Source organism: Lawsonibacter celer, assembly GCF_014281125.1.
Classification (GTDB): Bacteria; Bacillota; Clostridia; order Oscillospirales; family Oscillospiraceae; genus Lawsonibacter_B; species Lawsonibacter_B celer.
Map to the genome: position 1 here is coordinate 704,357 of NZ_JACOEA010000001.1, position 22,987 is coordinate 727,343.

The 22,987-nt window shown below is 58.2% G+C and carries 17 protein-coding genes; 5 read left to right on the forward strand and 12 right to left on the reverse strand.

Annotated features, from left to right (window positions below; all coding sequences use genetic code 11):
• Position 1: 1 nt before the first annotated feature.
• From H9Q75_RS03370 to H9Q75_RS03385, 4 genes are all read right to left on the reverse strand, one after another.
• Positions 2-499: a sigma-70 family RNA polymerase sigma factor gene (locus tag H9Q75_RS03370; RefSeq protein ID WP_186564722.1), complete on the reverse strand. Its 498-nt coding sequence runs from the start codon at positions 497-499 to the stop codon at positions 2-4.
• A 112-nt stretch (positions 500-611) separates the two neighbouring features.
• Positions 612-1,142, reverse strand: a complete 531-nt coding sequence (locus H9Q75_RS03375; RefSeq protein ID WP_186564723.1) for a hypothetical protein — start codon at positions 1,140-1,142, stop codon at positions 612-614.
• A 107-nt stretch (positions 1,143-1,249) separates the two neighbouring features.
• Positions 1,250-1,954 carry a DUF6320 domain-containing protein gene (locus H9Q75_RS03380; RefSeq protein ID WP_186564724.1) on the reverse strand — a complete coding sequence of 235 codons (705 nt, stop codon included), beginning with the start codon at positions 1,952-1,954 and terminating at the stop codon, positions 1,250-1,252.
• Positions 1,955-1,968: 14 nt separating this feature from the next.
• Complete coding sequence (locus H9Q75_RS03385; protein WP_186564725.1) at positions 1,969-3,261, reverse strand: condensation domain-containing protein; 1,293 nt, start codon at positions 3,259-3,261, stop codon at positions 1,969-1,971.
• Between the two features lie 172 nt (positions 3,262-3,433).
• On the opposite strand from H9Q75_RS03385, the gene H9Q75_RS03390 reads away from it, so the two are divergent.
• Positions 3,434-4,390: an alpha/beta hydrolase gene (locus H9Q75_RS03390; protein WP_186564726.1), complete on the forward strand. Its 957-nt coding sequence runs from the start codon at positions 3,434-3,436 to the stop codon at positions 4,388-4,390.
• A 16-nt stretch (positions 4,391-4,406) separates the two neighbouring features.
• The gene (gene galE / locus H9Q75_RS03395; protein WP_186564727.1) at positions 4,407-5,396 is read left to right on the forward strand and encodes a UDP-glucose 4-epimerase GalE; all 990 of its coding nucleotides are present in this window, start codon (positions 4,407-4,409) and stop codon (positions 5,394-5,396) included.
• Between the two features lie 98 nt (positions 5,397-5,494).
• Here galE and malQ read toward each other — a convergent pair whose 3' ends face one another.
• From malQ to H9Q75_RS03410, 3 genes are all read right to left on the reverse strand, one after another.
• Positions 5,495-6,982 (reverse strand): 4-alpha-glucanotransferase, encoded by a 1,488-nt coding sequence (gene malQ / locus H9Q75_RS03400; protein WP_186564728.1) that lies wholly within the window; start codon positions 6,980-6,982, stop codon positions 5,495-5,497.
• Positions 6,983-7,081: 99 nt separating this feature from the next.
• On the reverse strand, positions 7,082-7,588 hold the full coding sequence (locus H9Q75_RS03405) for a DUF4358 domain-containing protein (RefSeq protein ID WP_186564729.1): 507 nt from the start codon (positions 7,586-7,588) through the stop codon (positions 7,082-7,084).
• 3 nt (positions 7,589-7,591) lie between these two features.
• Entirely contained in the window at positions 7,592-10,081 is a 2,490-nt protein-coding gene (locus tag H9Q75_RS03410; RefSeq protein WP_186564730.1) for an ATP-dependent Clp protease ATP-binding subunit, read from the reverse strand.
• 307 nt (positions 10,082-10,388) lie between these two features.
• On the opposite strand from H9Q75_RS03410, the gene H9Q75_RS03415 reads away from it, so the two are divergent.
• Entirely contained in the window at positions 10,389-10,559 is a 171-nt protein-coding gene (locus H9Q75_RS03415; RefSeq protein WP_186564731.1) for a DUF362 domain-containing protein, read from the forward strand.
• 126 nt (positions 10,560-10,685) lie between these two features.
• Here H9Q75_RS03415 and H9Q75_RS03420 read toward each other — a convergent pair whose 3' ends face one another.
• Positions 10,686-11,561, reverse strand: coding sequence for an HNH endonuclease (locus tag H9Q75_RS03420; RefSeq protein ID WP_186564732.1), 876 nt, complete (start codon positions 11,559-11,561; stop codon positions 10,686-10,688).
• The gene (locus H9Q75_RS03425) at positions 11,558-13,612 is read right to left on the reverse strand and encodes an N-6 DNA methylase (RefSeq protein WP_186564733.1); all 2,055 of its coding nucleotides are present in this window, start codon (positions 13,610-13,612) and stop codon (positions 11,558-11,560) included. The genes H9Q75_RS03420 and H9Q75_RS03425 overlap by 4 nt, the downstream gene beginning before the upstream one ends.
• Positions 13,613-14,006: 394 nt before the next feature.
• Between H9Q75_RS03425 and H9Q75_RS03430 the strand changes: the two genes are divergently transcribed.
• Together H9Q75_RS03430 and H9Q75_RS03435 are read left to right on the forward strand one after the other, a co-directional pair.
• Positions 14,007-14,219 carry a 4Fe-4S binding protein gene (locus H9Q75_RS03430; RefSeq protein WP_186564734.1) on the forward strand — a complete coding sequence of 71 codons (213 nt, stop codon included), beginning with the start codon at positions 14,007-14,009 and terminating at the stop codon, positions 14,217-14,219.
• Complete coding sequence (locus tag H9Q75_RS03435) at positions 14,216-14,812, forward strand: 4Fe-4S binding protein (protein ID WP_186564735.1); 597 nt, start codon at positions 14,216-14,218, stop codon at positions 14,810-14,812. The genes H9Q75_RS03430 and H9Q75_RS03435 overlap by 4 nt, the downstream gene beginning before the upstream one ends.
• A 423-nt stretch (positions 14,813-15,235) precedes the next feature.
• On the opposite strand, the gene H9Q75_RS12945 is transcribed toward H9Q75_RS03435, so the two are convergent.
• From H9Q75_RS12945 to H9Q75_RS03450, 3 genes are all read right to left on the reverse strand, one after another.
• Positions 15,236-15,475 (reverse strand): WYL domain-containing protein, encoded by a 240-nt coding sequence (locus H9Q75_RS12945; protein WP_186564736.1) that lies wholly within the window; start codon positions 15,473-15,475, stop codon positions 15,236-15,238.
• A 155-nt stretch (positions 15,476-15,630) separates the two neighbouring features.
• Complete coding sequence (locus H9Q75_RS03445) at positions 15,631-21,612, reverse strand: metallophosphoesterase (protein ID WP_186564737.1); 5,982 nt, start codon at positions 21,610-21,612, stop codon at positions 15,631-15,633.
• Positions 21,613-22,255: 643 nt separating this feature from the next.
• A complete protein-coding gene (locus H9Q75_RS03450; protein ID WP_186564738.1) occupies positions 22,256-22,912 on the reverse strand; it encodes a Crp/Fnr family transcriptional regulator in 657 nt (218 codons plus the stop codon).
• Between the last annotated feature and the right edge of the window lie 75 nt (positions 22,913-22,987).

Here is a 22,987-nt window from a genome sequence, read left to right on the forward strand (position 1 = left end):
TTCACTCCGCCTCATAAATCTGCCGGAACCCAGCCCTGGCTCGCTTGAGACGGGTTTTGACCGTCTCCTCCTTCAGATCCAGAATCCGCGCAATCTCCGTCGTCTGAAAGCCCTCGCCGTAGTAGAGCAGCAGAACCGTGCGGTATTTTTCATCCAAGCTGTCCAGCAGGGCGAGAAATTCCGCCCGGGCATGGCCAGGCTCCTCCCCTGCCGGCTCCGGCACCTCTTCCAGGGGGACACAGCGCCCCTGCCTCCGCAGGATATCCTGGCACTTGCGGATCAGGATCCGGGTCAGCCAGGTGCGGAAATACCGGGGCTGGCGCAGGGTATCCAGCTTTTCATAGCAGGACAGCACTGTCTCGCCCATGGCGTCCGCCGCGTCTGCATCGCTGCGCAGGTAGCTGCGGGCCACCTTATAGAGCATCTGCTTCTGCCCCTCCATCAGCTGCGCGAAGGCCGCGCCGTCTCCCGCCCTGGCCCGGGCGATCAATTCTTCCATACGCACCTCTTCTTTCTGACCGGTCACATCCATTAGACGGCGCAGGCATGCCCCAGGGTCCAAAAAAGCGCGCCCGAAAAACGGGCGCGCTTTTCCGCGGCGTTCATCCAGCTCAGGAATTCAGGGACTCCTGGGCGCGATAGAGGAAAATGATGTAGAGAATGCCGGCCACCAGGAGCACGATGGAGGCAATGACCGCCACAACCGCGGCAATCAGACCCAGGAGGGGGATCAGCGCCAGCACCATGCAGACCACGGTGATCACCGTGCACACCAGGTACATCTTCCACACCCGCAGGCCCTTATCCGCCTGGAACTCGTCCCCCTTCTCCCGCAGCAGGTCGGCGGCCGCCTGACAAACCAGGTAGACCTCCACAAGCCCCAGGATGGTGGTCAAAATACTCATAAAGGGTACAAAGGCACTCACAAAGCTGAGCACCAGGTTGATAATGGTCACCGTAAAAGCAGTTTTGAAGCCCCGATGCACCTCCCCGGCAGTGTACATGCCTACCAGCTGGAGCACCAGCCCCACAATGGCCAGAATGCCGCCAATCAACGGAATCAGCGACAAAATCGCCAGGATCTCTCCAATGAAGATGTACTTCAGGCCCTTACTGGCCCTGGCGTAATCGTTTCCATACATTGTTGTGAATCTCCCTTCTCCAAATCAGTTTCTCTACAGCCGCTCACACAGTCCGGCTGCAGATTCAGTATAGCGCGCTTTCCCGGTCCTGTCAATGCGCGGCTGCGCTACAGGTGGAACCGGCGGCGCACCTCCTCCCGCAGGGAAGGGACCCGGCGGATGATGATCAGCGGAATGACCATACCCACGCAGACCGCCAGGACCACCAGGGACCAGGAGGGAGACCAGGCCCCATGCAACCAGCGATCCACAAAGGCCTCCACCCCCACGGCAAACACCCCGGCGCTGCCGATCACAATGGTTACACTGGTAATCAGGCTGCGCCGGTAGACCCGCAGCACCAGCCCCAGGAGCAGCACAACCGCGCCGCCCCACAGAATAATGGGCAGCCCCAGCCCCAGATACCAGGGCGTGCCGTTCTGGTCCAGGGAGATCAGATACACATAGATGGCCACCGCCGTGATATCCAGCAGCAGCCGCAGCAGCAGGTGCATTCCCCGCATGAGCAGCGGCGGCACCAGCCAGATCCACAGCATGACCGCCGCGCCGATCACATAGAGGGACCACACCCGCTCGCTCTGAAGGAAAATGTTGAGCACACCGCAGCACACGGCCACACAGGCCAGCATAGCGGTAATCAGGATGGACAGCTCCTGCTTCGAGGCGGGAGCCACCTCCCCCGGCTCGGTGGGGAAGGGCTTGGGGGATTGGGTATCCACCGGCTGGTTGGGATTCACCACCGGGGTATGGCACAGGGGGCAGAAGGACGCGGTCTGATCCAGCTCCACGCCGCAGTTTACACAGTAGGACATCGCAATTACCTCGCTTATTTTGTGCGGTTGCTCTCCACCCGGACAGGCAGCCCTTCCTTGACCAGGAAGCGGAAAAAATCCCGCTCCGTGTCCGTCTCCACCTGGGTTCCCGCAAAGGTGATGTTCATGGTGTTGCCATAGCTCATGGAGGCACAGTGGACCCGTGGCAGAGTGGCCTGGCCCAGGATGACCTCCATCCGCCGGATGTGGGGGCGCATGACCTCCGGCACCGGAAAGGCCCCTGGATTGGTGTAGGTGCCCGAATAGGGCCGCACCCCGGCCAGCTTGTAGCTCAGGGACATGCTGGGGTTCTTCAGGGCGATGGGGACAATCTGGAGCAGCCGGTTCGTGGTAAAGCGCACATTGCCGGTGAACTGCGCCTGCATTTGCTGCCGGTTGATGTTCAGGCGCAGGAAATGGTGCACCTGGCTGACAATCTCCTCAAAGGTATACGTTCCCAGAGAGGGATCAATGACCGGGCGAACGGTGAGGATGAAATTACGCAGGGTCTCGGAGGGAAACCAGGCCCGCAGATTGATGGGGATGGCCAAAGCCACCGGCTTCTCCCGGTGGGGGCGCTCCCGGTGCTGCTTGTCCACGATGACCTTGAGCAGCACCGCAGTCAGATATTCCGTGATGGACACCCCATACTCCTTCGCCTTTGCCTTCAGCCCGTCCACCGGAACAAAGCCCATGGTCACATTGAGGGTATAAAAGGGCTCCGGCGTGCCGGCGTTTTGGTAGGCCTTGCCCAACAGCCCACCCCGCAGGGAGCGGCCCGTGGCGTAGCGGGCATAGGCGTCCTCCAGCTCCTCCCGCCTGGGCGGCTCGTCCACGTCCAGGATTCCGCACTCGTTCGGAACGGGGCAGCCCAGCTCCCGCAGATAGACCGCCAGCAGCGTTTTAAACAGCACCAGTGTGCCCGCGCCGTCGGATACGCCGTGAAACACCTCAATGGAGATGCGCTTTTCGTAGTAGTAAAAGCGCACCAGCCAGCCGTTGTCCTCCTGAAAGCGCACCGGCTGACAGGGGTTTGCGATGTCAGGCCTGACAAACGGGCCGGGGGCGTCGTTGGGTTCAAAGTAATACCAGAACACCCCCCGCTTGATGCGCATGCAGAAGCCGGGAAAGCGCGGCATGGTCCGGTCCACCGCCCGCTGCAGCACCTGCGGATCCACCGTCTGTGTCATAACGGCGGAAAAGCGATAGATGGCCGAATAGCTCTCCTTCTGAATGGAGGAGTACAGCACGCCCGCATTGTCCAGTTTATACCAGGCCGGCTTCCCAGCCGTTTCTTTTTTCGACATACCGCTCCTCCTCATACATAACTTTTAAAAAGCATACCACGTTCTTACCGCTGGAGCAAGGGGAACCGTGCCGCTGATCTTTCCCTTTCTTTTACGTGCCTTCCGTGGTACAATAGCCTTACTTTATCCCATTGTGCCGTCGGCACAAGAGAAACAGGAGAGGAAGGTGCCTATGGACCACAGCCGAATGAGGCTGATCCGGCCCTCAGAAGAACAGCGCCGTGAGGCGGAGCGCCGCCGGCTGGATCCGTTTATGCGGGCCCTAAAGGCGATCCACAGCGCCGCCACACCGGATACCATGGACCTGGAGGATCTGGAGCGGCAGCGCAGGGGGCAGGAACTGCTGGGCCGCCTGGTGGCCCCCATGGCCGGCATGAGCTGGGAGCCCTTTTCCCTGGACGGGATGGAGGCCGCCTGGGTGCGCCCCCATCGGGGGCACGACCGCAGGCGGTGCATCCTGTACTGCCACGGCGGCGGCTATACCAGCGGCAACCTGGGCTACTCCCGCATCCTCGCCTCCAAGCTGGCCCATATCACCGGCTACGAGGTGCTTGCCTTTGAATACCGCCTGGCGCCTGAGCACCCCTTTCCCGCCGCGCCCGACGATGCCATGAAGGCCTGGGACTACCTGATGCATCTGGGCTACGGCGCCCGGGACGTGGTGGTGGCCGGCGATTCCGCCGGGGGCAATCTGGCTCTGGTGCTCACCCACCGGCTCAAGGGGGAGGGGCGCCGCCTGCCCGGCGCGCTCATCCTCATGTCCCCCTGGACCGATCTGACGGCCAGCGGCAAGTCCTACCGGGAGCGGATAGAGCTGGACCCGGTGCTCACCCTCAATTATATCCACGCCGTGCGGGAGGCCTATGCCCGGGGGCAGGACTGGTCCGCCCCCCTGCTCTCCCCCCTGTTTGGAGACCTGTCCGCTTTCCCGCCCACCCTGATACAGGCGGGCACCAACGAGATTCTTCTCTCCGATTCCATCCGGCTGAGGGACCGCATGATCCAGGCCGCCGTCCCCTGCCGGCTGGAGGTGTGGACCGACCTATGGCACGTATTCCAAATGTTCCCTATGAAAAAGGCCACCGAGGCCATGGAAAGCATCGGCCGTTTTCTGTTGGGACTATTCTGATTGGAGGTCATTGATTATGGCAATTTTGGTAACCGGCGGTGCCGGCTATATCGGCTCCCACTGCGTAGCTGCCCTGCTGGAGCGGGGCGAGGACGTGGTGGTGGTGGACAACCTGTCCAAGGGCCACAGGGCTGCCCTCAAGGGGGGGCGGCTCTATGTGGGCGACGTGGGCGACCGAGAATTTCTGCGGGGCGTGTTCTCCCGGGAACCTATCCAGGCGGTCATCCACTTCGCCGCCTTCTCCCTGGTGGGGGAGAGCGTCAGCGTGCCGGAGCGGTACTTCCGCAACAACGTCACCGCCGGTCTCTCCCTCATTGAGACCATGATTGAGTTCAAAGTACCCTACCTGGTGTTCTCCTCCACCGCCGCCACCTATGGGGAGCCGGAACATGTGCCCATCGTGGAGACTGACCGGCAGCTGCCCACCAACCCCTACGGGGAGAGCAAGCTGATTGTGGAGCACATGCTCAAGTGGTGTGACGCCGCCCACGGCCTGAAATTCGTTGCCCTGCGCTACTTCAATGTGGCGGGCGCCTGGCACGACGGCAGCATCGGCGAGGACCACCGGCCCGAGACCCACTTGATCCCCGTTATCCTCCAGGTGGCCCAGGGCAAGCGGGACAAGCTCTCCCTCTTCGGCGCCGACTACCCCACCCGGGACGGCACCTGCGTGCGGGACTACATCCACGTGGAGGACCTGATCGACGCCCACTTCCTAGCTCTGGAGTACCTGAAGGAGGGCAACCCCTCCGCCGCCTTCAACCTGGGCAACGGTCAGGGCTTCTCCAACCGTGAGATCATCGAGGCCGCCCGCAAGGTTACCGGCCACCCCATCCCCGTCACCGAGGAGGGCCGCCGTCCCGGCGACCCGGCCACCCTTATTGCCTCCAGCCAGAAGGCTATGGACGTGCTGGGCTGGAAACCCAGGCACCCGGATGTGGAGGACGTGATCGCCAGCGCCTGGAAGTGGCACGCCGCCCATCCCGATGGGTATGGAGAGGAGTAATGTAAAAAGCCCCCCGACCAGGTGGTCGGGGGGCTTTTTCTCTGGGGGAACTGGGGTTCCCCGCCAGGGGACAAATCCTCCCGGCGGGAGCCGTCCCCTTACCTCCGTGTCCGGCGATAGGTCCGCGTCATCCGGAGCAGCCGCCCGGCCACATCCGGGTTGAGTGCCTCGGCGCGCACCCGCCAGCTCCAGTTCTGCGCCCCCATGGTGCCCGGGGCGTTCATGCGGGCGTCCGCCCCCAGGCCCAGAAGGTCCTGGAGGGGAGCGACGGCCAGCCGTGAGGGGGAACCCCACGCCCCGCACACCGCGCCCCAGCCGAAGCCCTCGTCCTCCCGCAGGCGCAGGTAGTCAAAGGCGTAGTCCCGCTCCGCAGGGCTTGCCTCGCCAAAGAGCCACTGCACAAAGGTGGGCGTGTCGTGGGTGCCGGTGTAGCAGATGGAATTGGGGGGACAGTTGTGGGGCAGGTAGGCGCTCTCCCCCACCGGGTCAAAGGCGTAGATAAGGATTTTCATGCCGGGCAGGCCGCTTTGGGCGATAAAGTTCCTAGCCCCCGCGTCCAGGTCCCCCAGATCCTCGGCGATGAGGGACAGCCCGGGCACCTCCTCCAGGGCCTCCAGCAGGGCCATGCCCGGCCCCGGCTCCCAATGGCCCGCCCGGGCGTCTTGGGCATCCGCCGGGATGGACCAATAGGTGTGAAAGGCCCGGAAGTGGTCGATGCGCACTTTGTCGTACAGCCGCGCCATCTGGGCGCCCCGCCGCTTCCACCAAGCAAAACCGTCGGCCCTGTGGCAGTCCCAGTCATAAAGGGGGTTGCCCCAGTGCTGGCCGGCGGCGGAAAAGGCGTCGGGCGGGACGCCGGCCACCGCGGCGGGGGCCAGATTTCCGTCCAGCTGGAAGAGCTGCGGCTGGGCCCACACCTCCGCGCTGTCCGGGGAGACATAGATGGGCAGATCTCCGATGATGGAGACGCCCTTTTGGTTGGCGTAATCCTTGATCTTTTTCCACTGGCGGAAGAAGATCAGCTGGAGAAAGGCGTAAAAGCCTGTCTCCTCCGCCAGCTGCTCCCGAACGGCCTCCAGGGCCGCCGGCCGGCGCAGCCGGAGCTCCTCCGGCCAGTCCTTCAGCTCCGCCCCGCCCAGCCGGTCCCGCAGGGCCAGGAAGAGGACGAAGTCGGGCAGCCAGCTCTCCTCCGCCTTCAGAAAACCCGCCAGCGCGCCCGCGTACCGGGCCTTTCCCCGCTCCCACGCCCTGCGCAGCAGGGGAAAGCGCGTCCCATAGAGCCAGGGGTAATCCACCCGGTCCGGATTGGGGTATTTGGCCCCCTCCAACTCCTCCCGGGTGAGCAGGCCCTCCGCCGCCAGCTCCTCCAGATCCAGGAGCAGCGGGTTGCCCGCGAAGGACGAGGGGGACATGTAGGGGGAATTTCCGCCGCCCGGGGGGACCAGGGGCAGGATCTGCCAATTGCTCTGGCCCGCCCGGGCCAGAAAATCAATAAAATTCAGTGCCGGAGCGCCCAGCGTCCCCACACCATAGGGGCCCGGCAGGGCGGAGACGGGGAGCAGAATGCCGCTCTCGCGCTGATCCATGGGTTTTTCCTCCCTTTGATCCTACAAGCTGATACGCCCCATTATAGGCGGAGGGGGCCCGGCCTGTCAAGGCTGGGCTCCCTCCGCTTCCTTTCTCCGCTATGCCTGCTCAATGGCGTCCCGGATGGAATCAAACACCGCGTCCTGGTTTTCGCACATCACCAGCAGCACGGTGCCGTCCTCCAGGGTCTCCAGCCGAGCCTCCCGGGCAATGTCATACTGGTCGGCCAGATATTGCTGGAAGCTCTCCTTCTGGCGGTCAATGAATTCCCCCAGGCCGTCCCGCACTGCGTCCTCTTTCCCGGCCGCCGGGAAAATGGCGGCCACGCCGTAGGCCTTAATATTCACCGGCGACACCGCCAGGGCATAGGCGGTCATATCCTCCGCTTTTACGTCCAACAGTTCAAAGACAATTTCCGCCAGCTCGTCATCTGCGGAGGTAATGATCCCCACCGTTTGATTGGTCTCCTCATCCCGCGCGCTCTCAATCGCGGTCTGATAGAGCTGGGTGCGCTCTTCCGGCGTAAGGGTCTTTTCCGCTGGCTTTCCGGCGCAGCCGCACAGCAGGGACAGGGACAGAAGCAGGGGAATCATACGCTTTTTCATAATTTAGACCTCTTTTTCCTTTGTGTTCAGGGCCTGCTGTACCTGATCCAGCGGGATCAGGGTCAGTCTCCCCTCCGCCGCATCGGCCAGGGCCGTGCCCCCCGTATACAGCGCGCCGGAGAGCAGCAGTTCCGCCGCCGGGTCCTCCACCTGGGTACGGATGGCCCGCCGCAGAGGCCGGGCCCCATAATCCGGGTCAAAGCCCTGGTCTGCCAGAAGCTCCACCGCACTGTCGGTAAAGCGCAGCTTCACCCCCAGGGCGGCCAAACGGCCGGCCACCCCCTCCAGCATTCGCCGGGCAATGGTGCGGGTCTCCTCCCGGCCCAGCTGGCTAAAGACAATGGTCTCGTCCAGTCGATTGAGGAATTCCGGCCGGAACACCTTTTTCAGGTCCTCCAGCACGGCCTGGCGCAGCTCCGCCTGGGGCCGGGTCTCCCCTGCCCTCTGCTCCGCCGGGGCGAATCCCAGCCGCCCCCCGCGGGCCGTAATGCGCTCCGCCCCTATATTGGAGGTCATGACGATCACGGTATTGCGGAAATCCGCTTTGCGGCCTTGGGCGTCGGTGACCACCCCGTCCTCCATCATCTGCAACAGAATCCCCCACACGTCCGCATGGGCCTTTTCAATCTCGTCAAACAGCACTACGGAGTAGGGCCGGCGGCGGACCTTCTCGGTGAGCTGTCCCCCCTCCTCATGCCCCACATAGCCCGGAGGCGATCCGATCAGGCGGGAGATGGTGTGCTTTTCCATATACTCGGACATATCAAAGCGGAGCAGGGCGTCCTCGCTGCCGAAGAGGGCCTCGGCCAGGGCCTTGCACAGCTCAGTTTTGCCCACACCGGTTGGCCCCAGGAATAGAAAACACCCGGTGGGGCGGCCCGGCTCCTTCAGCCCCACCCGGCCCCGGCGCACGGCCCGGGCCACCGCCTGCACCGCCTCCTCTTGACCGATCAGGCGGCGGTGGAGCACCTCCTCCAGCCGGAGCAGCCGCTGGCTCTCCGCCTCGGTGAGCGTGGTGACCGGCACGCCCGTCCAGTCGGACACCACCGCAGCCACGTCCTCCGCCAGGACCTCTCCTGCGTTCTGGCCGGAGCTCCACGCGGCCCTGGCCTGGTCCAGCTGGCGACGGAAATTCCCCTCCGCGTCCCGCAGGAGGGCGGCCTTTTCAAAGTCCTGGCCCCGGATGGCCTCCTCCTTCTCCCGGCGGGACCGGGCCACCCGTTCCTCCAGTTCCCGCAGATCCGGCGGGGCCGCCAAGCGGTCCATTCGCACCCGGCTGGCCGCCTCGTCGATCAGGTCGATGGCCTTGTCGGGCAGTCTCCGGTCGCTGATGTACCGGACAGAGAGAGAGATGGCCGCCTCCATCGCCTCATCGGTAATGCGCAGCTTGTGGTGGGCCTCATAGCGGTCCCGCAGCCCACGCAGGATGGCTCCGGCCGTGGCTTGGTCCGGCTCAGCGATGACCACCGGCTGAAAGCGCCGCTCCAAGGCGGCATCCTTCTCAATATAGCGGCGGTACTCGTCCGTGGTGGTGGCACCGATCACCTGGAGCTCCCCCCGGCCCAGGGCGGGCTTGATGATATTGGCCGCGTCGATGGCGCCCTCGGCCGAGCCGGCGCCCACAATGGTGTGTAGCTCGTCGATGAAGAGGATGATGTCTCCTACCCGGCGCACCTCCTGGAGGATGTTCTTGACCCGCTCCTCAAACTCGCCCCGGTATTTGGTGCCCGCCACCATGGACGACAGATCCAGGGACAGCAGACGCTTCCGGCGCAGCTCCTCAGGCACGTCCCCGGACACCATCCGCCGGGCCAGTCCCTCGGCCACGGCGGTCTTTCCCACGCCTGGCTCTCCAATGAGCGCCGGGTTGTTCTTCTGCCGGCGGGAGAGAATCTGGATCACCCGGCGGATCTCCCTGTCCCGCCCCACCACCGGGTCCAGCATTCCCCCGGCAGCCAGCCGGGTCAGGTCCCGGGAGAACTGGTCCAACAGCTTGCTCTCCCCCCCGTATTCCCGCTCTCTGGGCTTTCCGGCCCGGAAGGGCGGCGGACTGGCCTCGCCCCCCATGGCGGCCGCCAGGTCGGAATGGATGCGCCTGGGCTCGGCGCCGGTCCCGGCGATCACCCGCACCGCCACGCCGTCTCCCTCCCGAAGAATCCCCAGCAGCAGGTGCTCGGTACCCACATAGTGGTGGCCCAGCCGTGCCGCCTCACCCAGCGCCAGCTCAATGATCTTTTTGCACCGGGGGGTCAGCCCCTGGGAGGGCTGGCTTCCCGGCGCGCCCACGCCCACCAGGCGGGCGATACCGGCGCGAATAGCCTCACTCTCCAGCCCCGCGTTCTGGAGCACCTTGGCCGCCACCCCCTTTCCCTCCCGGGACAGGCCCAGCAGCAGATGCTCACTGCCCACGTAGCCGTGGCCCAGCTCCACGGAGCTCTCCTGTGCCAGCCGCAGGGCCGTCTGAGCACGCTCGGTAAATCTGGTCTCGTTCATGCTGTCACCTCGTTTGCTTCTCCGCCAGAAAAACAGGCTTCTCCCCTTCTTGTTTACGGGCTTCAGGTCCGCCACGCCCCTTCTCTTTCGTTCTTTGCGGGTGAATTGCGCTGCAGGGAGCCCCCTCCAGCGCCGGAGTCAGGCTCCCCGCGCTGTTTTGTCCATGCCCCTCCAGTGTCCTCACCTCTTTGGGCTCTATTTTTTCCAGCCCCATGAAAATATACCCTTCCCAGACGCAAATTAGCATTGCAATTTTAAAATCTTATGGTAAAATACAATCAGTCTTAAGAAATTGGAGGTGTTTCCTTTGGCATATGTCATCAGCGGCGACTGCATCAGCTGCGGTTCCTGTGAGGGCGGCTGCCCCGTGGGCGCGATCTCTCAGGGCGACGAGCACTACGTCATCGACGCGGGCTCCTGCATTGACTGCGGCGCTTGTGCCGACACCTGCCCCGTGGGCGCGATCTCCCAGGGCTGATTCGGGTACATCAAAAAACAGAGGCGCACCGTAACGGTGTGCCTCTGTTTTTTGTATCTACAGGGCCGTGGTCATCTGGGTAAGGCCCAATACTCCGGCGGGCCGCATGTTTTCAGAGCAGACTTATCACCGTGTGTCCTCTCCTACCCGGTAGATCCTATAGAGTTCATTGAGTCGGATCTCGCGCCCTAGAATTGCACAAATCTCGCGTTTTCGGGAACAGAAAAGGGTCTGTATCAGTCGTCGGACATCTTCTTTTGTCCCGTAATGGATTTGATTATGACAGGTACTGCAGAGTGAAAAAATATTTTGCTCCCGATCCAGGCCGACGCCAAAGTAATCCGTCATCGACATCGGAATCAGATGGTGCGGTTCCATGTACAGACATGCTTCCTTTCTGCGGATAAAGGACGGGTGTGCCGGGTCAATTGCACACAGGTGGCCCGCGCGTTTGGGTGCCCGCTTTGCGACAGAAGGATCCCTGAGATAGACATTCCGGCCACCGGAAACCATATGCGGCCCTTTGGGTATAGGCTTGTCGGATAACTGGGCCGATTCTCCCGAATCGGCTGGCTGTGTTTGTTGAGACACCTGTACCATAAGCCGATGATCTTCCAGCGTCTCTTCAAATGACGGTTCAGAAAAGAGCTCCTGCAGCAGGGCAGGCGTTATACGGGGCTGGCCGGTAAGGGCAGTCTCCTTTGCCTCTCCAATCAACTCAGACAGATAGGCTTCTCCCGCCCGGGTCATTTCCCACAGGCCCCGTTTCACCTTGGGCTTCATATATCCATGCTCGATCAAATGAATCCGCTCATAAGAAAAATCGTTCCGCCACTGCTTTTCATTCTCGCCTCGGGAGTACTGCCGCGTATCGCTCTCATCGTTGACATACCAGTAGCCATGGTCGTTAATATATCGCATGACATCGCTCTTTTCGGCAGAGCCGGAAAGCTGTTTGAGCGTGTAAAGCAATACAAGCCTCATCTGCCTTTGATAGTTCATGATCTACCCTCCTGTTCCTGATAATTCCGTATCGGACAGGTAATATGCTGCTCAATCAGCAATTCTACAAATTCCTTCAGTTCTGCGTCCAGTTGTGTGCCGCTGCATGTCTGCCGGTAGTCGGACACAGCGAATAAGATCTTCCCAAGCCGGCTCTGTGTCTCGGAATCCGGATAGTAAAACCGTATTTTAGCCAGCTGTTCCAGATTAATATTGGCTCGGGTCGTATATACCGTTGATACGCGCTTGACCTCCTGCCGGTAGAAAGCGCTGCGAAAGTACCCTGCCGCGTAGAGCGGGTCGATCTGTCCAGCCCGCCTGGGGCGGAGACGCTTCATATAGCACCCGTAGACCGCAGGGATATCCTCCGCTGCAACACTGCAGCAGGCCAGCTCACCAATACTTTCGCTTGTCCGATTCATCAGGACATCTCCGCGGTAAATGCTGTATTTTTGGAACTCATGCGGGGAGAGTAAAACCCGGCTTGAAAAAGGCCCGGATAAATACATCGGGCGGATGACATCCTTGAATCCCACCAGGGGCACACCGTCTCCAAAAAATTTCTTCTTTTTTGTGACCCCACCGAAAATCTCATACAGGTCGGTCAGTGGGGCGCATGTCCAATGTACCGCAGCCTGCTCAGACCCCCATTGTGTGATCTGCTCTCTCAGTTGGTCCTCCGGGATTCGCTTGTTCAGGCCGCCAATGACCTGCATAAAGCGGATGCGGTTTTGCTGCATCGGCGCTAAAGGCAGCTCTTCCAACCTGGTATACAGGTTGGGGCTTAAGTTAAATTGTTTTTGTGCGAGCTCTTCCAGTGAAACGGCCGCATACCAAGTGCCTTTTTCCTCCAGCTTTCCTTTCCGATGCTGGCCAACTAATGCCAGCAAACGCTGTATGGCGTCTTTCTCCAGGCCCTCTCCGGGGATGGTCGGCATATGACTTCCATCAATCAGCAGAACCGTTTGATTCTTCCGCGGCTGCTTATGGATCACCCACATACTGCACGGAACTCTGGTGTTGTAAAAGAGTCCCCCGGGAAGTGCAATCACGCTTTCGACCAGATGGTCACGCAAAATACCCTCCCGTATCTGCCGCTCCGCCCGATTCTGCGACGTCAGCGCCCCATTTGGCAGGAGGACGGCGGCACAACCGTTCTCCTCCAGATGGAAAATGATGTGCTGCAGCCACGCATAATTGGCGTTTGACTTCGGCGGAAGGCCATAGTGCCACCTTGGGTCTCTTCCAAGCTGGCCGAGGTCTCCTTCCGCATACCAATCTTTCGCGTTAAACGGAACATTCCCGAGAATATAGGAAAAGGGACGCTTCTCATGCAAATCCTCCAGCAATGTATTGGCCGGAGCACATCCCAGATCGGCCCACAGTCCACGCAGGAGGAGATTTGTCTGGCCTATCTGGTGGTCAGCTTCACTCAGGGCCTGTCCATATAGCCGTATCGGAGCTTTATTACCGCTCATTTGGGCGGCGGCGCAGAGCATCGCGCCGCTGCCGCAGCAGGGATCGTATACATCGCCCCCACGGATCTCCAGCAGCTGTACCAGCAGGCGAACCACCTGCTGCGGCGTATAAAAATCTCCCATCTTAGAGGTCGCTGCCCTTACCTCTCTGCTCAGGTAATTCTCATAAATGCGGGAGAGGCATTCGCCCTCCATGGACACATTTGACAGCAGTTCTACGATCTTGCGAAAGGGCGCCGCCTCAATCTCCGCACTTTGTACGGACGCGATCAGGGGATTCAGCACGGAATCGGGCAGCGGAAGCCGGCGTAATGCCTCTAGGATGAAAGGGACGTACTGCTCCTGCGGCAAATCGATTGCCTGCACAACCAAATTCCAAGGCGTTGTTTTCACCGCTCTATCCGCAGGTCTGTCAGGCGTGAAAGCATTCTCCTTCTTTGAAAGCTGTCCGGCATCGGCGTTTTGAGAGGCCTGCCTGATCAGCAGCAAACTGGCAAACACATCATAACGGAAATGAACCGCGCTTTGTTCAATTTCATTTTGTAGCCAATCAATATGATTGCGGTTGTCCATTTTTCCTCCTTTCTCATTGAATCCCCATACCGCATATTGGAATCAAAGCCATTCCGGTCGCTCAGGCTGATTCATTTACGATCAACCTCTTCCCTGACACAAAAAGGTTTTCGGCAATAATTACTCTACCACACCCTCTTGCAGATGTAAATTTATTTGGTCTGTTTTTCGGCTTTGCCGTAAATGATCCTCCGTTTTGGGCAGTAACGCACCCCAAACGGCGATCCGCTAATAGAATCCGGGAGACATCCCAAAGCACTGCTTCTTTATACACCCATGGCGCTTTTACCCGGAATCAGATTGTTTTTATTCCTTTGCCACCAAGGTGACAACATCACAGAAGCCAGAAGTCCAATCCGGTATTCTAAAAAAAACACATGATGGAGGTTGGGCTATGACAAATCCGAAAAGAGCGCCGCGCAAGGCGGAGGTTTTCGAAAGTCAGTGCGTCGCCTGCGGCTGCTGCGTAAAAGTATGTCCGTTGGGCGCGATTGCGATTGACCGGGGCATCAAGGCGGTGGTGGATAAGGCCAAGTGCGTGGGCTGCGGCAAGTGTGCGAAGGAATGTCCGGCTTCGGTCATCGAAATACAGGAGGTGACGGCATGAAAAAAAGGTGGTATGATTTTCTCTGGATCCTCTCTCTGACCTATCTGGTACTGGGCTTTTTCAACATCCTGTTTGCGTGGCTGGGCCTTCTGTGCTTTTTCATTCCCCTGATTCTCTCAGTCGTCAAGGGAAGCAAGGGCTACTGCAATCGCTATTGCGGCAGAGGGCAGCTGTTCGGACTGCTGGGCGGGCGGTTTGGCCTGTCCCGCAACCACGATATTCCAAAATGGATGAAGAGCAAGTGGTTTCGCTACGGCTTTCTTATTTTCTTTTTTATTATGTTTTTTCAAATGCTCTGGAACACCTATCTGGTGTTTGCCGGGACCGCCGATCTCAAGCAGGCGGTGACGCTGCTGTGGACCTTTCGGGTTCCCTGGCGGTGGGCCTACCATGGAACCCTTGTACATCCCGGCGTTGCCCAGTTTGCTTTTGGCTTTTACAGCGTAATGCTGACCTCCACCATTCTCGGCTTTCTGACGATGCTCCTGTTTAAACCCCGCAGCTGGTGCGTCTACTGTCCCATGGGCACCATGACGCAGCTGATCTGCAAAGCAAGGCGCGCCTGTACAAAAGGAGCATGTGAATCAGAATAGCTTCCACGGCTATGAGAAAAAGGACGCCGTTCAGGGGAGCCGTCACAGAGGCAACAAAAAATTAACCGTTCCAGAGCAAAAGGAAAGCAGATCGGGCTAAAGCCCGATCTGCTTTCCTTTTTTATTCGTCGACTAATATAGCCACTCCGCCATATGCCGCATTTCATTCAGAACGGCAGCTGGCGATTCGATTCGGATTGCTCCCGCAAATGTAAATACCTATGCGTAAAAAGGCGGGCTTGGTACGACATCTACAACAGCCCGGAAACGCCTGGCATCAACAGCGGCAGTCACGACCCATTCTCCAAAATGGTCAATTATACTGCGCATGGTGCTGTTCTCGCATACCAGCTTCACTGTGCAGGTATCGCCATTGTACATGCCGATACCCTTGCGGGCATAAATCTCTGGATTGAAGGATTCTTACTCTATGTACGCTCCTTTTGCACGTGCAATGGCCGTAATGCGATCTACACGGAATTGTGCGACTTTCCCGTGCTTTTCAGGCCAGCCGACCACATAGTAATAATCCCTGTTCCAGAGCAATGCATAGGGGTTAAGGCGATATCGATAGCCGTTGTGCTTCAGCACCTTCTCTTTTTCCAGAGTATACTCATAATATTGAAATGAAATTGCGTGCTTATCCTGAATCGCTGTCTGCACAGCGTCAATGGTTTAGTTTTTGTTTCTTAATTTCTTTCATATACAGCATCCCACAAACGGGAGGCGGCAGAATTTCGCCGCCTCCCGTTTTCCGTTTTTTCTTCCCGGCGGAAATCCCGTCGGATGGTTGTTGATTTGTGGATTACACGACAAGTTCAAATATCCATCTGATCGGCACAAAACCGCATCAAAATGGTCGCCAGCTGAGCACGGGTAGATGCATCAGCCGGAGAGAGGGTGGTTGCAGAGGTTCCACTGATAATGCCATGCTCCACGGCCCAGGCCATGGCGGCTGTGGCATAACCGGCAACTTCACCCTGATCCTGGAAGGAATCCAAGGCGTAGCTGCTCGCGGGGCTTCCGGCATACCGCCACAGCATGGTCACCAGCTGCTCGCGGGTGATGAAACCGTTGGGGTTGGTGCCGTCGGAGATCCCGTTTTCCACTGCCCAGGCCATGCCTTCGGCATACCAGGCCTCGCCAGCGTCCACTGTGGTGTCATGGCCGTCAAAGCGGGCCAGTACCATCATCATCATGGCGCGTGTCATGGTGCCGTCGGGGCTGAAGGTGTTGGAAGAGGTACCGGCAAACATCCCGCGGGCGGTGACGAAGTCAATGGCTCCTGCAGCCCAGTGGCCATCGACGTCCGCAAATTCCTTGGCATTTTCCACCAGAACAACGGTGGCATCCCCGTGAACAGTTAGAGCAACGCCATTTTCGGTGACAACCGAGGTCTTGAGAATCTCCTGGGCTCCGTCTGCACGGATGATGACAGCCACAGTACCGTGAGTTGCGTTTTCCGCAGGAATTTCTACCTTGACAGCTCCGATGCTGGTGGGAAGATCGATTTCGATCTTCGCTGCATCAGCGACATTGTCGCCTACGGAGACCTTCACGGGCAGCGTCACGGCTTCGCCGGTCTTGTCGGACTCGGCCGCGGCAACGGAAGACACCTGGGCAGAAACCTTCGTGATCTCACCGTTCTTGTCGGTGACTACGGTTCCGGTGGTACCATCGGGGGCCTTCGTGGTCTTGGTCACTGTTCCGGTGACCTTGTTTGTGGTGACAGTGATCTTGTTGCCTGCGCTGTCAGTGGTAGTCGTGGTGACGGTGTTACTGGAAACGCCGGAAGTATTACCGGAGGTGGAGGCAGCTGCTCTGGTAATGGTGATGGTGTAGTTCTTCACAGTGGTGCCGTCCTCTGCAGTAACGGTGACAGTGAAGGTGTTCTCCCCGACAGACAGAGCCTTCTCGCCCACATCGCCGGTCACCACGGCCTTACCGTCGTTGGCGGTGGCCGTGATAGTGACGGAAGCCACGCTGTTGGCCACGGAAGCGGTGTAGGACAGAGTCTCTGCATAAAATGCAGGAGTGATATCGGCGCCGGTCACGCTCAGCGCGGACAGGGTGGCATCGGTGGATGCAGGGGTCTGCTGGGCGGTCTTGTTGATGGTGAAGGTGTCCACCACGCTCATGTCAGTGGTGCGGTAGGTGGTGATGGTGAACTGGTTATCAGACACGGTCACCTTGGACACATTGGGAACCTTCTCCTGATTCTGCACGGCGGAATAAGGGAACGCAACATTCGTCTTGATGTCGTAGTGCTTGGAGCCGGAAGCGGAGTTGGCGGTCACATACAGGATGCCGTCGGGGTTGGTGACGGCGGTGGGAGCCTCGTCCTCTCCGTTGCCATAGGTGTAGTTTTCGTTCTCGGAAACCTTCATCAGGCCGTCCATGATGTAGGTGCGGCAGTACACGTGGTCGTGGCCCTGAAGCACCACATCAATGCCCAGCTCATCAAATACGGGGGCCAGTTCCTCCCGGCGCTGGGTACCATCATTATTGTAATGGCTGGCCACGGTGTAGATGGACTGGTGGAGCGTGACAATCTTCCACCGGATGTTCTGGTCCTTGGTGGCTTCGATGGCGGCCTTCATGAAATCCTTGTGTTCGGCAGTGGACAGGTTATTGGTATTGAGCACCATAAAGAGCGTGTTGTTGTACACGAAGTAGCTGTCGCCGCCAGCGTCAGTAACCCCCAGTGTGTCGGATTCGTTGGCCACATTAAAATGCTCGCCGTAATTCGCCGCTTTGGCGTCATGGTTGCCGATGACGGTGGCTACTGGCAGGCTCTTCAGAGTCTCATGGTTTAGATAGCCGTCATATTGCTCCTCATTGTTTGCGGTGTTCACCTGGTCACCGGCAGACAGCATAAAGGAAACGCCGTCGAACTTCTCATCATCTTCAATGATGTTCAGGGTCTTGTCCCAGCCCGCAGTATCGGTCGTGATTTTACCAGCGCCGATCTGGGGGTCGCCCACGTATGCGAAGGAGAACACGCCGGCACCGCCGGTGGTGAAGGTGTAAATGTCGGAAGCCTTCTCGCCGTTCACCAGCTGGTAGGCATAGGTGGTATCGGGTTCCAGACCGGTCATGGTGGTCTGATAGCTGTTATAGCCGGTCTGGCTGCTGGCGACGCCGGTGGCAGAGAAGGTCTTTGCGCTCTCGGGCATCGCATTCCCCACCAGGTCACACTGCTTGGCCAGCTTGACGGTGCCGGTCCCGGCGGCATTGCTGTACCAGGTGATGTTTATCTCGGTTTCGTCGGCACCCATATTCAGGGCAATATCGGTCTGTTCAACGCCCTTGTGAATGGTGAAGGTGTCCAGAACCGACATATCCTCAGTGTAGTAGGTCGTGATATTGAAGGTGGTATCCGTCACAGTAACATTGGAGATGTTCTGGCGCTTGTCCACCCCCTGAACAGCGACCCATTCCAGCTTTTCCGCCATGGCGTTGCAGCGGTTTCCGGGGGAACTGCCCGCCACGTACAGAACGCCGTCGGAATTGGAGACGGAAACAGGGACATTGTTTGTGTCATAGGTGTAAACCGCGTCGGCATCCTTCTGATCCACACCGTCCAGCATATAGCTGCGGGCGTAGATGTGGTCGTGGCCGGAGAATACCACGTCGATGCCCAACTCCTGGAACACGGGCATAAAGGTGGTGCGGAGATTATGACGGTCGTGACCCAGAGAGGGATTGTTCGTTACATTGGAATAGAAGGAGCTGTGCATGCAGACGACCTTCCACTTGATATCCTGATCCTTCGTTTCCTCAATAGCCTGCTGAATGAAGGCCTTATGCTGCTCAGCAGGGCTACCTGCAGCATGCGCATTGATCAGGAGGAACAACACTCCGTCGTACACAAAGTACGCGTCCGCGCCGCCGGGCGTAATGCCGTATTGATCAGAAAGATTGGGTTGGGTAAAGTGCTCCTGATAGATCGCACTCCTGTCATGGTTGCCCACGACAGGTGCGATGGGCAGGCTGCGTATCTGCTCCAGGTCCAGAAGGTGGTCATATTCCTCTTCGCTGCTGTTGGTGTTGACCTGATCGCCGGCGGAGAGCAGGAAGGACTGGTTGGGGAATTTTTTGACCATCTTATTCAAACTGTCCGCCCACTTGGTATTATTGCTGCCCACGATCTGGATGTCGGCCACGAAGCCGAAGGAGAAGTCTGTTTTGCCGGAACCGGTGGTAAAGCTGTAGATGTCGGACTTGTAGTTGCCGCTGACCACCTGATAGGCGTACTTCACGCCCTTTTCCAGATTCTGTGCGGTGACTTTGTAATTATAGTTGCCATCCGTTGCTTTCTTAACGGTCGCAACCTGCTTGACGGCATCCTCGGGCATCTTGCCGTCCACAAGGGTATCGTACTTCGCCAAAGCCACATAGCCGTCCTTTTCCACATCGGCGTACCAGGTGAAGTACATCTGGGTCTCGTCGGGGCCGGGGTTCATGACGATGTTGCTCAGGTGCTCGGCCCGTTCTTCGGAGGGCTCCAGGGTGAAGTCCAGCCAGATGTCGCCGCCATCCGCCCTATCCTGATGCAGCTCGATGGCCACGGTGTTGCTGCCCTGCTTCAGATTCAGGTCGGCCAGATCTGTGACCTTGAAGGCGGTGGGAGACGGGTTGCCTTTGGGGCCGGGAGCATACTCAAGGTTTCCGTTAACGGCCTCCTTCGTCCATTCATAGACTTTGATGCCGTTGATATAGACGATGGCGGCATCATCGCACGAGATCCAGCCATTCAGGGAACCGACCTTTTCCAGATCCTCAATGTAGAGGTCGGTGCGGAAAAAATACGCATGGACGTTATTTATTCCGTCGGAGCCCTTGTACTTCAGCTCAGTAGCGCCCACCTCAGGCGGGTTGACGTTTTTGTAGACGCTGGATTTATTGGAGTTCTGATAGCCGAAGGGCGCAATGCCCTTGCTCCAGGTGCTGTCATCAAAACCCGACCTAGTCCAGGAAGTGCGGTCATAGTTCTCCGTGCCGGGTATGGCTGCCGGGTCCGTATCGTTGTCCAGATAGGTCCAGATGGAGGTGTGATCCAGCTTTTCTTGGGTTCCGTCATGTGGGGCCAGATTCAGGTGGAACCAGCCATCGTGCTCCTCCTGTGTCTTATCGTGCATGGCGACTGCCACGGTGTTGGCGCCTTCCTGCAGAAGGTCCAGCACTTCATCGCTGTCAAACAACAGCACCTCGGCACGCTGGGTGCCGGTGTCGCTTCCGTTTTCTTTGCCTTCATAAATCTCTGTGCCGTTGAGGTAGATGGTGGCGGAATCGTCATATTCCAAAACACCCACCAGGGACTTGATGTCTGCCTTCTCTCCCTTGGGGACCGTAAACTGGGTACGGAAATAATAAGTTACATCCTCTTCTCCAAAACCGGGGAGCACGGTATTCGCTGCAACGTCGTTAAGCGTTGCAGCAGAGGCAAAGGCGCCTTTGCCTACGTTCCAGCTGCCATCATCGTAGTTGGCAGCAGTCCAGTTTGCATCGCCGGACAGGCTTTCCGCGCTCACATAGGACCATACGCTGTCATCATCAATGGCGGTTCTCACACCCACCACGGTGTCCATCTCGAAATCCAGCCAGATGTCGTTGCCCGTCTTTGTATCCTGATGCAGCTCAACGGCAACCGTGTTGTTGCCCACATGCAGATTCAGGTTGGAGAAATCCGTGACGGAGAATTCCCTCGAAACAGGGTTGCCGCCGCCGGCGTATTGCAGGTTGGAAGTAATGGGCGTATTCGTTGTGCTGTTTGCCCCTTCATACACCTTCGCGCCGTTGATGTACACAACCACGGCATCATCGAAGCAAAGCCGCCCCTTGATGGACTCCAGATTGCTCAGGGTCTCCCGGGTGAGGTAGAGCTCCGTGCGGAAGAAATAAGCAGGGGAATTGTTCTTGCGGTCGGTGCCCACCAGCAGGGTGGGCGCAATCTCCACAGGGGTAACATTTTTGTAAATCTGCCCTCCGCCCTGGCTGCAGAAGGGGCCAACCCCGGTAACCCAGTTCTTTTCCTCATAGGTGGGCTCTGTCCAAACAAGGCGGTTGTAGCCATCCGCGGTGGAATCCCCGGCGGGGTCGACGTGTTTGCCATCAATCGGAGCGCCGAACCAGGACCAGACGGTAAATTCGTCGATCTGCTCCTGCTTTCCGTCGCTGGCCTTCAGATTCATGTGGAACCACACATCGGTATCGGTGGCGCTGCTGTTATGCACCTCCACGGCAACGGTGTTCACACCGGCCTGCAGGGCGTTCAGGGCCTCCACATCATTGATCACAAGGGATTCGGCACGCTGGGCGGCTTTATCCGTTCCGGCATAGCCGAAGCCGCTTACGCTGCCATTCTGCTTGCCTTCATAAATCTTCGTGCCATTGAGATAAATGATGGCGGCATCGTCATATTCCAGCACGCCGACCAGCGACTTGATATCCGACTTTTTCTCCACGCTAAACTGGGTACGGAAGAAGTAGGTAGCTACGTTGTCTTCGCCGGTGCAGCCCGCCAGCGTACTGCCGGCAGGAACTTCGTTGACGGTTTCCGCAGAGCCAAAGGGACCTGCGCCGGTTTTCCATTGACTGTCGTCGAATTCTGCGGCAGTCCAGTCAGTGCTGTCAGTCAAGGTGCCGTCGTCCAGATAATGCCAAACGGTATTATCGTCGATCACGCCGGATACTGTTTCTTGTGCCAGCTCCGTATCGGGTTCTGTCGCGAGTGTTGCCGGTATCATGCCCAGAAGCATGACAAACACCAGCAGCAAGCTTGTGATTCGTTTCCTCATTCTGTTTCTCTCCTTTGTTCATATTCAGTTTTTCTATGTAAACTACTATTTTTTAATTTTATCGTCCACTTGTATAATCCTCTACCATCTATATATAAAGTTTGTGTAATATCTTAACGCCATTTTTGAAAAACAATTTTCACCATAAGTGTCCCTGGGTTTCACCGCCTACAGCAGAGCAGAAATCTGTTGTAGTCTGGAGGAGAACCTTGTTAGATTCTCTTACCGCAGGAAAACCTCACCACCCACGCTCTTGCGTCGGGCGTGGATGTGAAAACCCTGTCCGGTATCCTTGGTCACACGAGAGCGGTCTTCACATTGGATACCTATAGCTTAAGGATTCTGTATCTGGGGTGACCGACTTCATTGCCAAGGCGGAGCGCTTCACAGATATTTAGGAATTGGCGCCGGAGCTGCTCCATCTGTTCATTAAAAAATCGTGGTACACGAAAAAGCACAAAGGCATTCTAAAAATGCACTGCAAACCATCGAAATCCATTATGTCAATATTGGGTTTGTCAGTGGAGATATCTCTAAGAGTGCATAAAAAACTGGCAGGTACTGCCGCTGCAATACCTGCCAGTTTTTCAAAACACGAGAACGCCTCTGTGGCGGGACACCGTCCCCGGCGTCCTTTTTCATTTTATCCGGCAAGCGCTTCCAGGCGCTCGAAATTGGTGATCTCAATGCTGCCGCGGGTGAGTCTGACCATGCCTTCATTCTGGAAATAGCGCAGCATTCGGGTCACCACCTCTCTGGGGTTGCCCAAGTGGTTTCCGATGGCTTCGTGTGTGGTTTTCAAAACAGGGCTGCCCTCAAGCGCGCTCTCCTCCACGAGAAATTGCGCCAGCCGCTTGTCAAAGCTCTTCCACAGAATCTGCTCCATCAGCCACATGACGTCAGAGAATCTGGTGGCCATCACTTCATTTGTATAGTTTGAAACAGCGGCGGAATCTGTCATGAGCTTCTTATAGATCTCCGCCGGAATAACCCAGAGCTCTGAGGCCTTTTCCGCCTCAATCGTAATTTCAAATTGAACACTGTTCATCATACAGGATGCAGAAAACAGGCACATATCCCGCTCAAACAGGCGGTAGAGTGTAATCTCCCTGCCCTCCTCGGAGAGAATATAGGCCCGTAGCTGCCCGCTGCCCACCAGCAAAAGTCCGGTGCAGTCCACACTGCCGTTATGAATCACAGTCCCTTTTGAAATCTGGCGCAAAACAGCGCCCTCCTGCAAAAGCTGCCGCTGTTCGGGGGTCAACTTGCTCCAGATCGGAAAGAAAGAAGAAAATTCCATAATCCGCCTCCCACGGTATACAGTATAAAATACTTTTTGCCATAGATCAATGATTTCATTGATTCATGCCAAAAA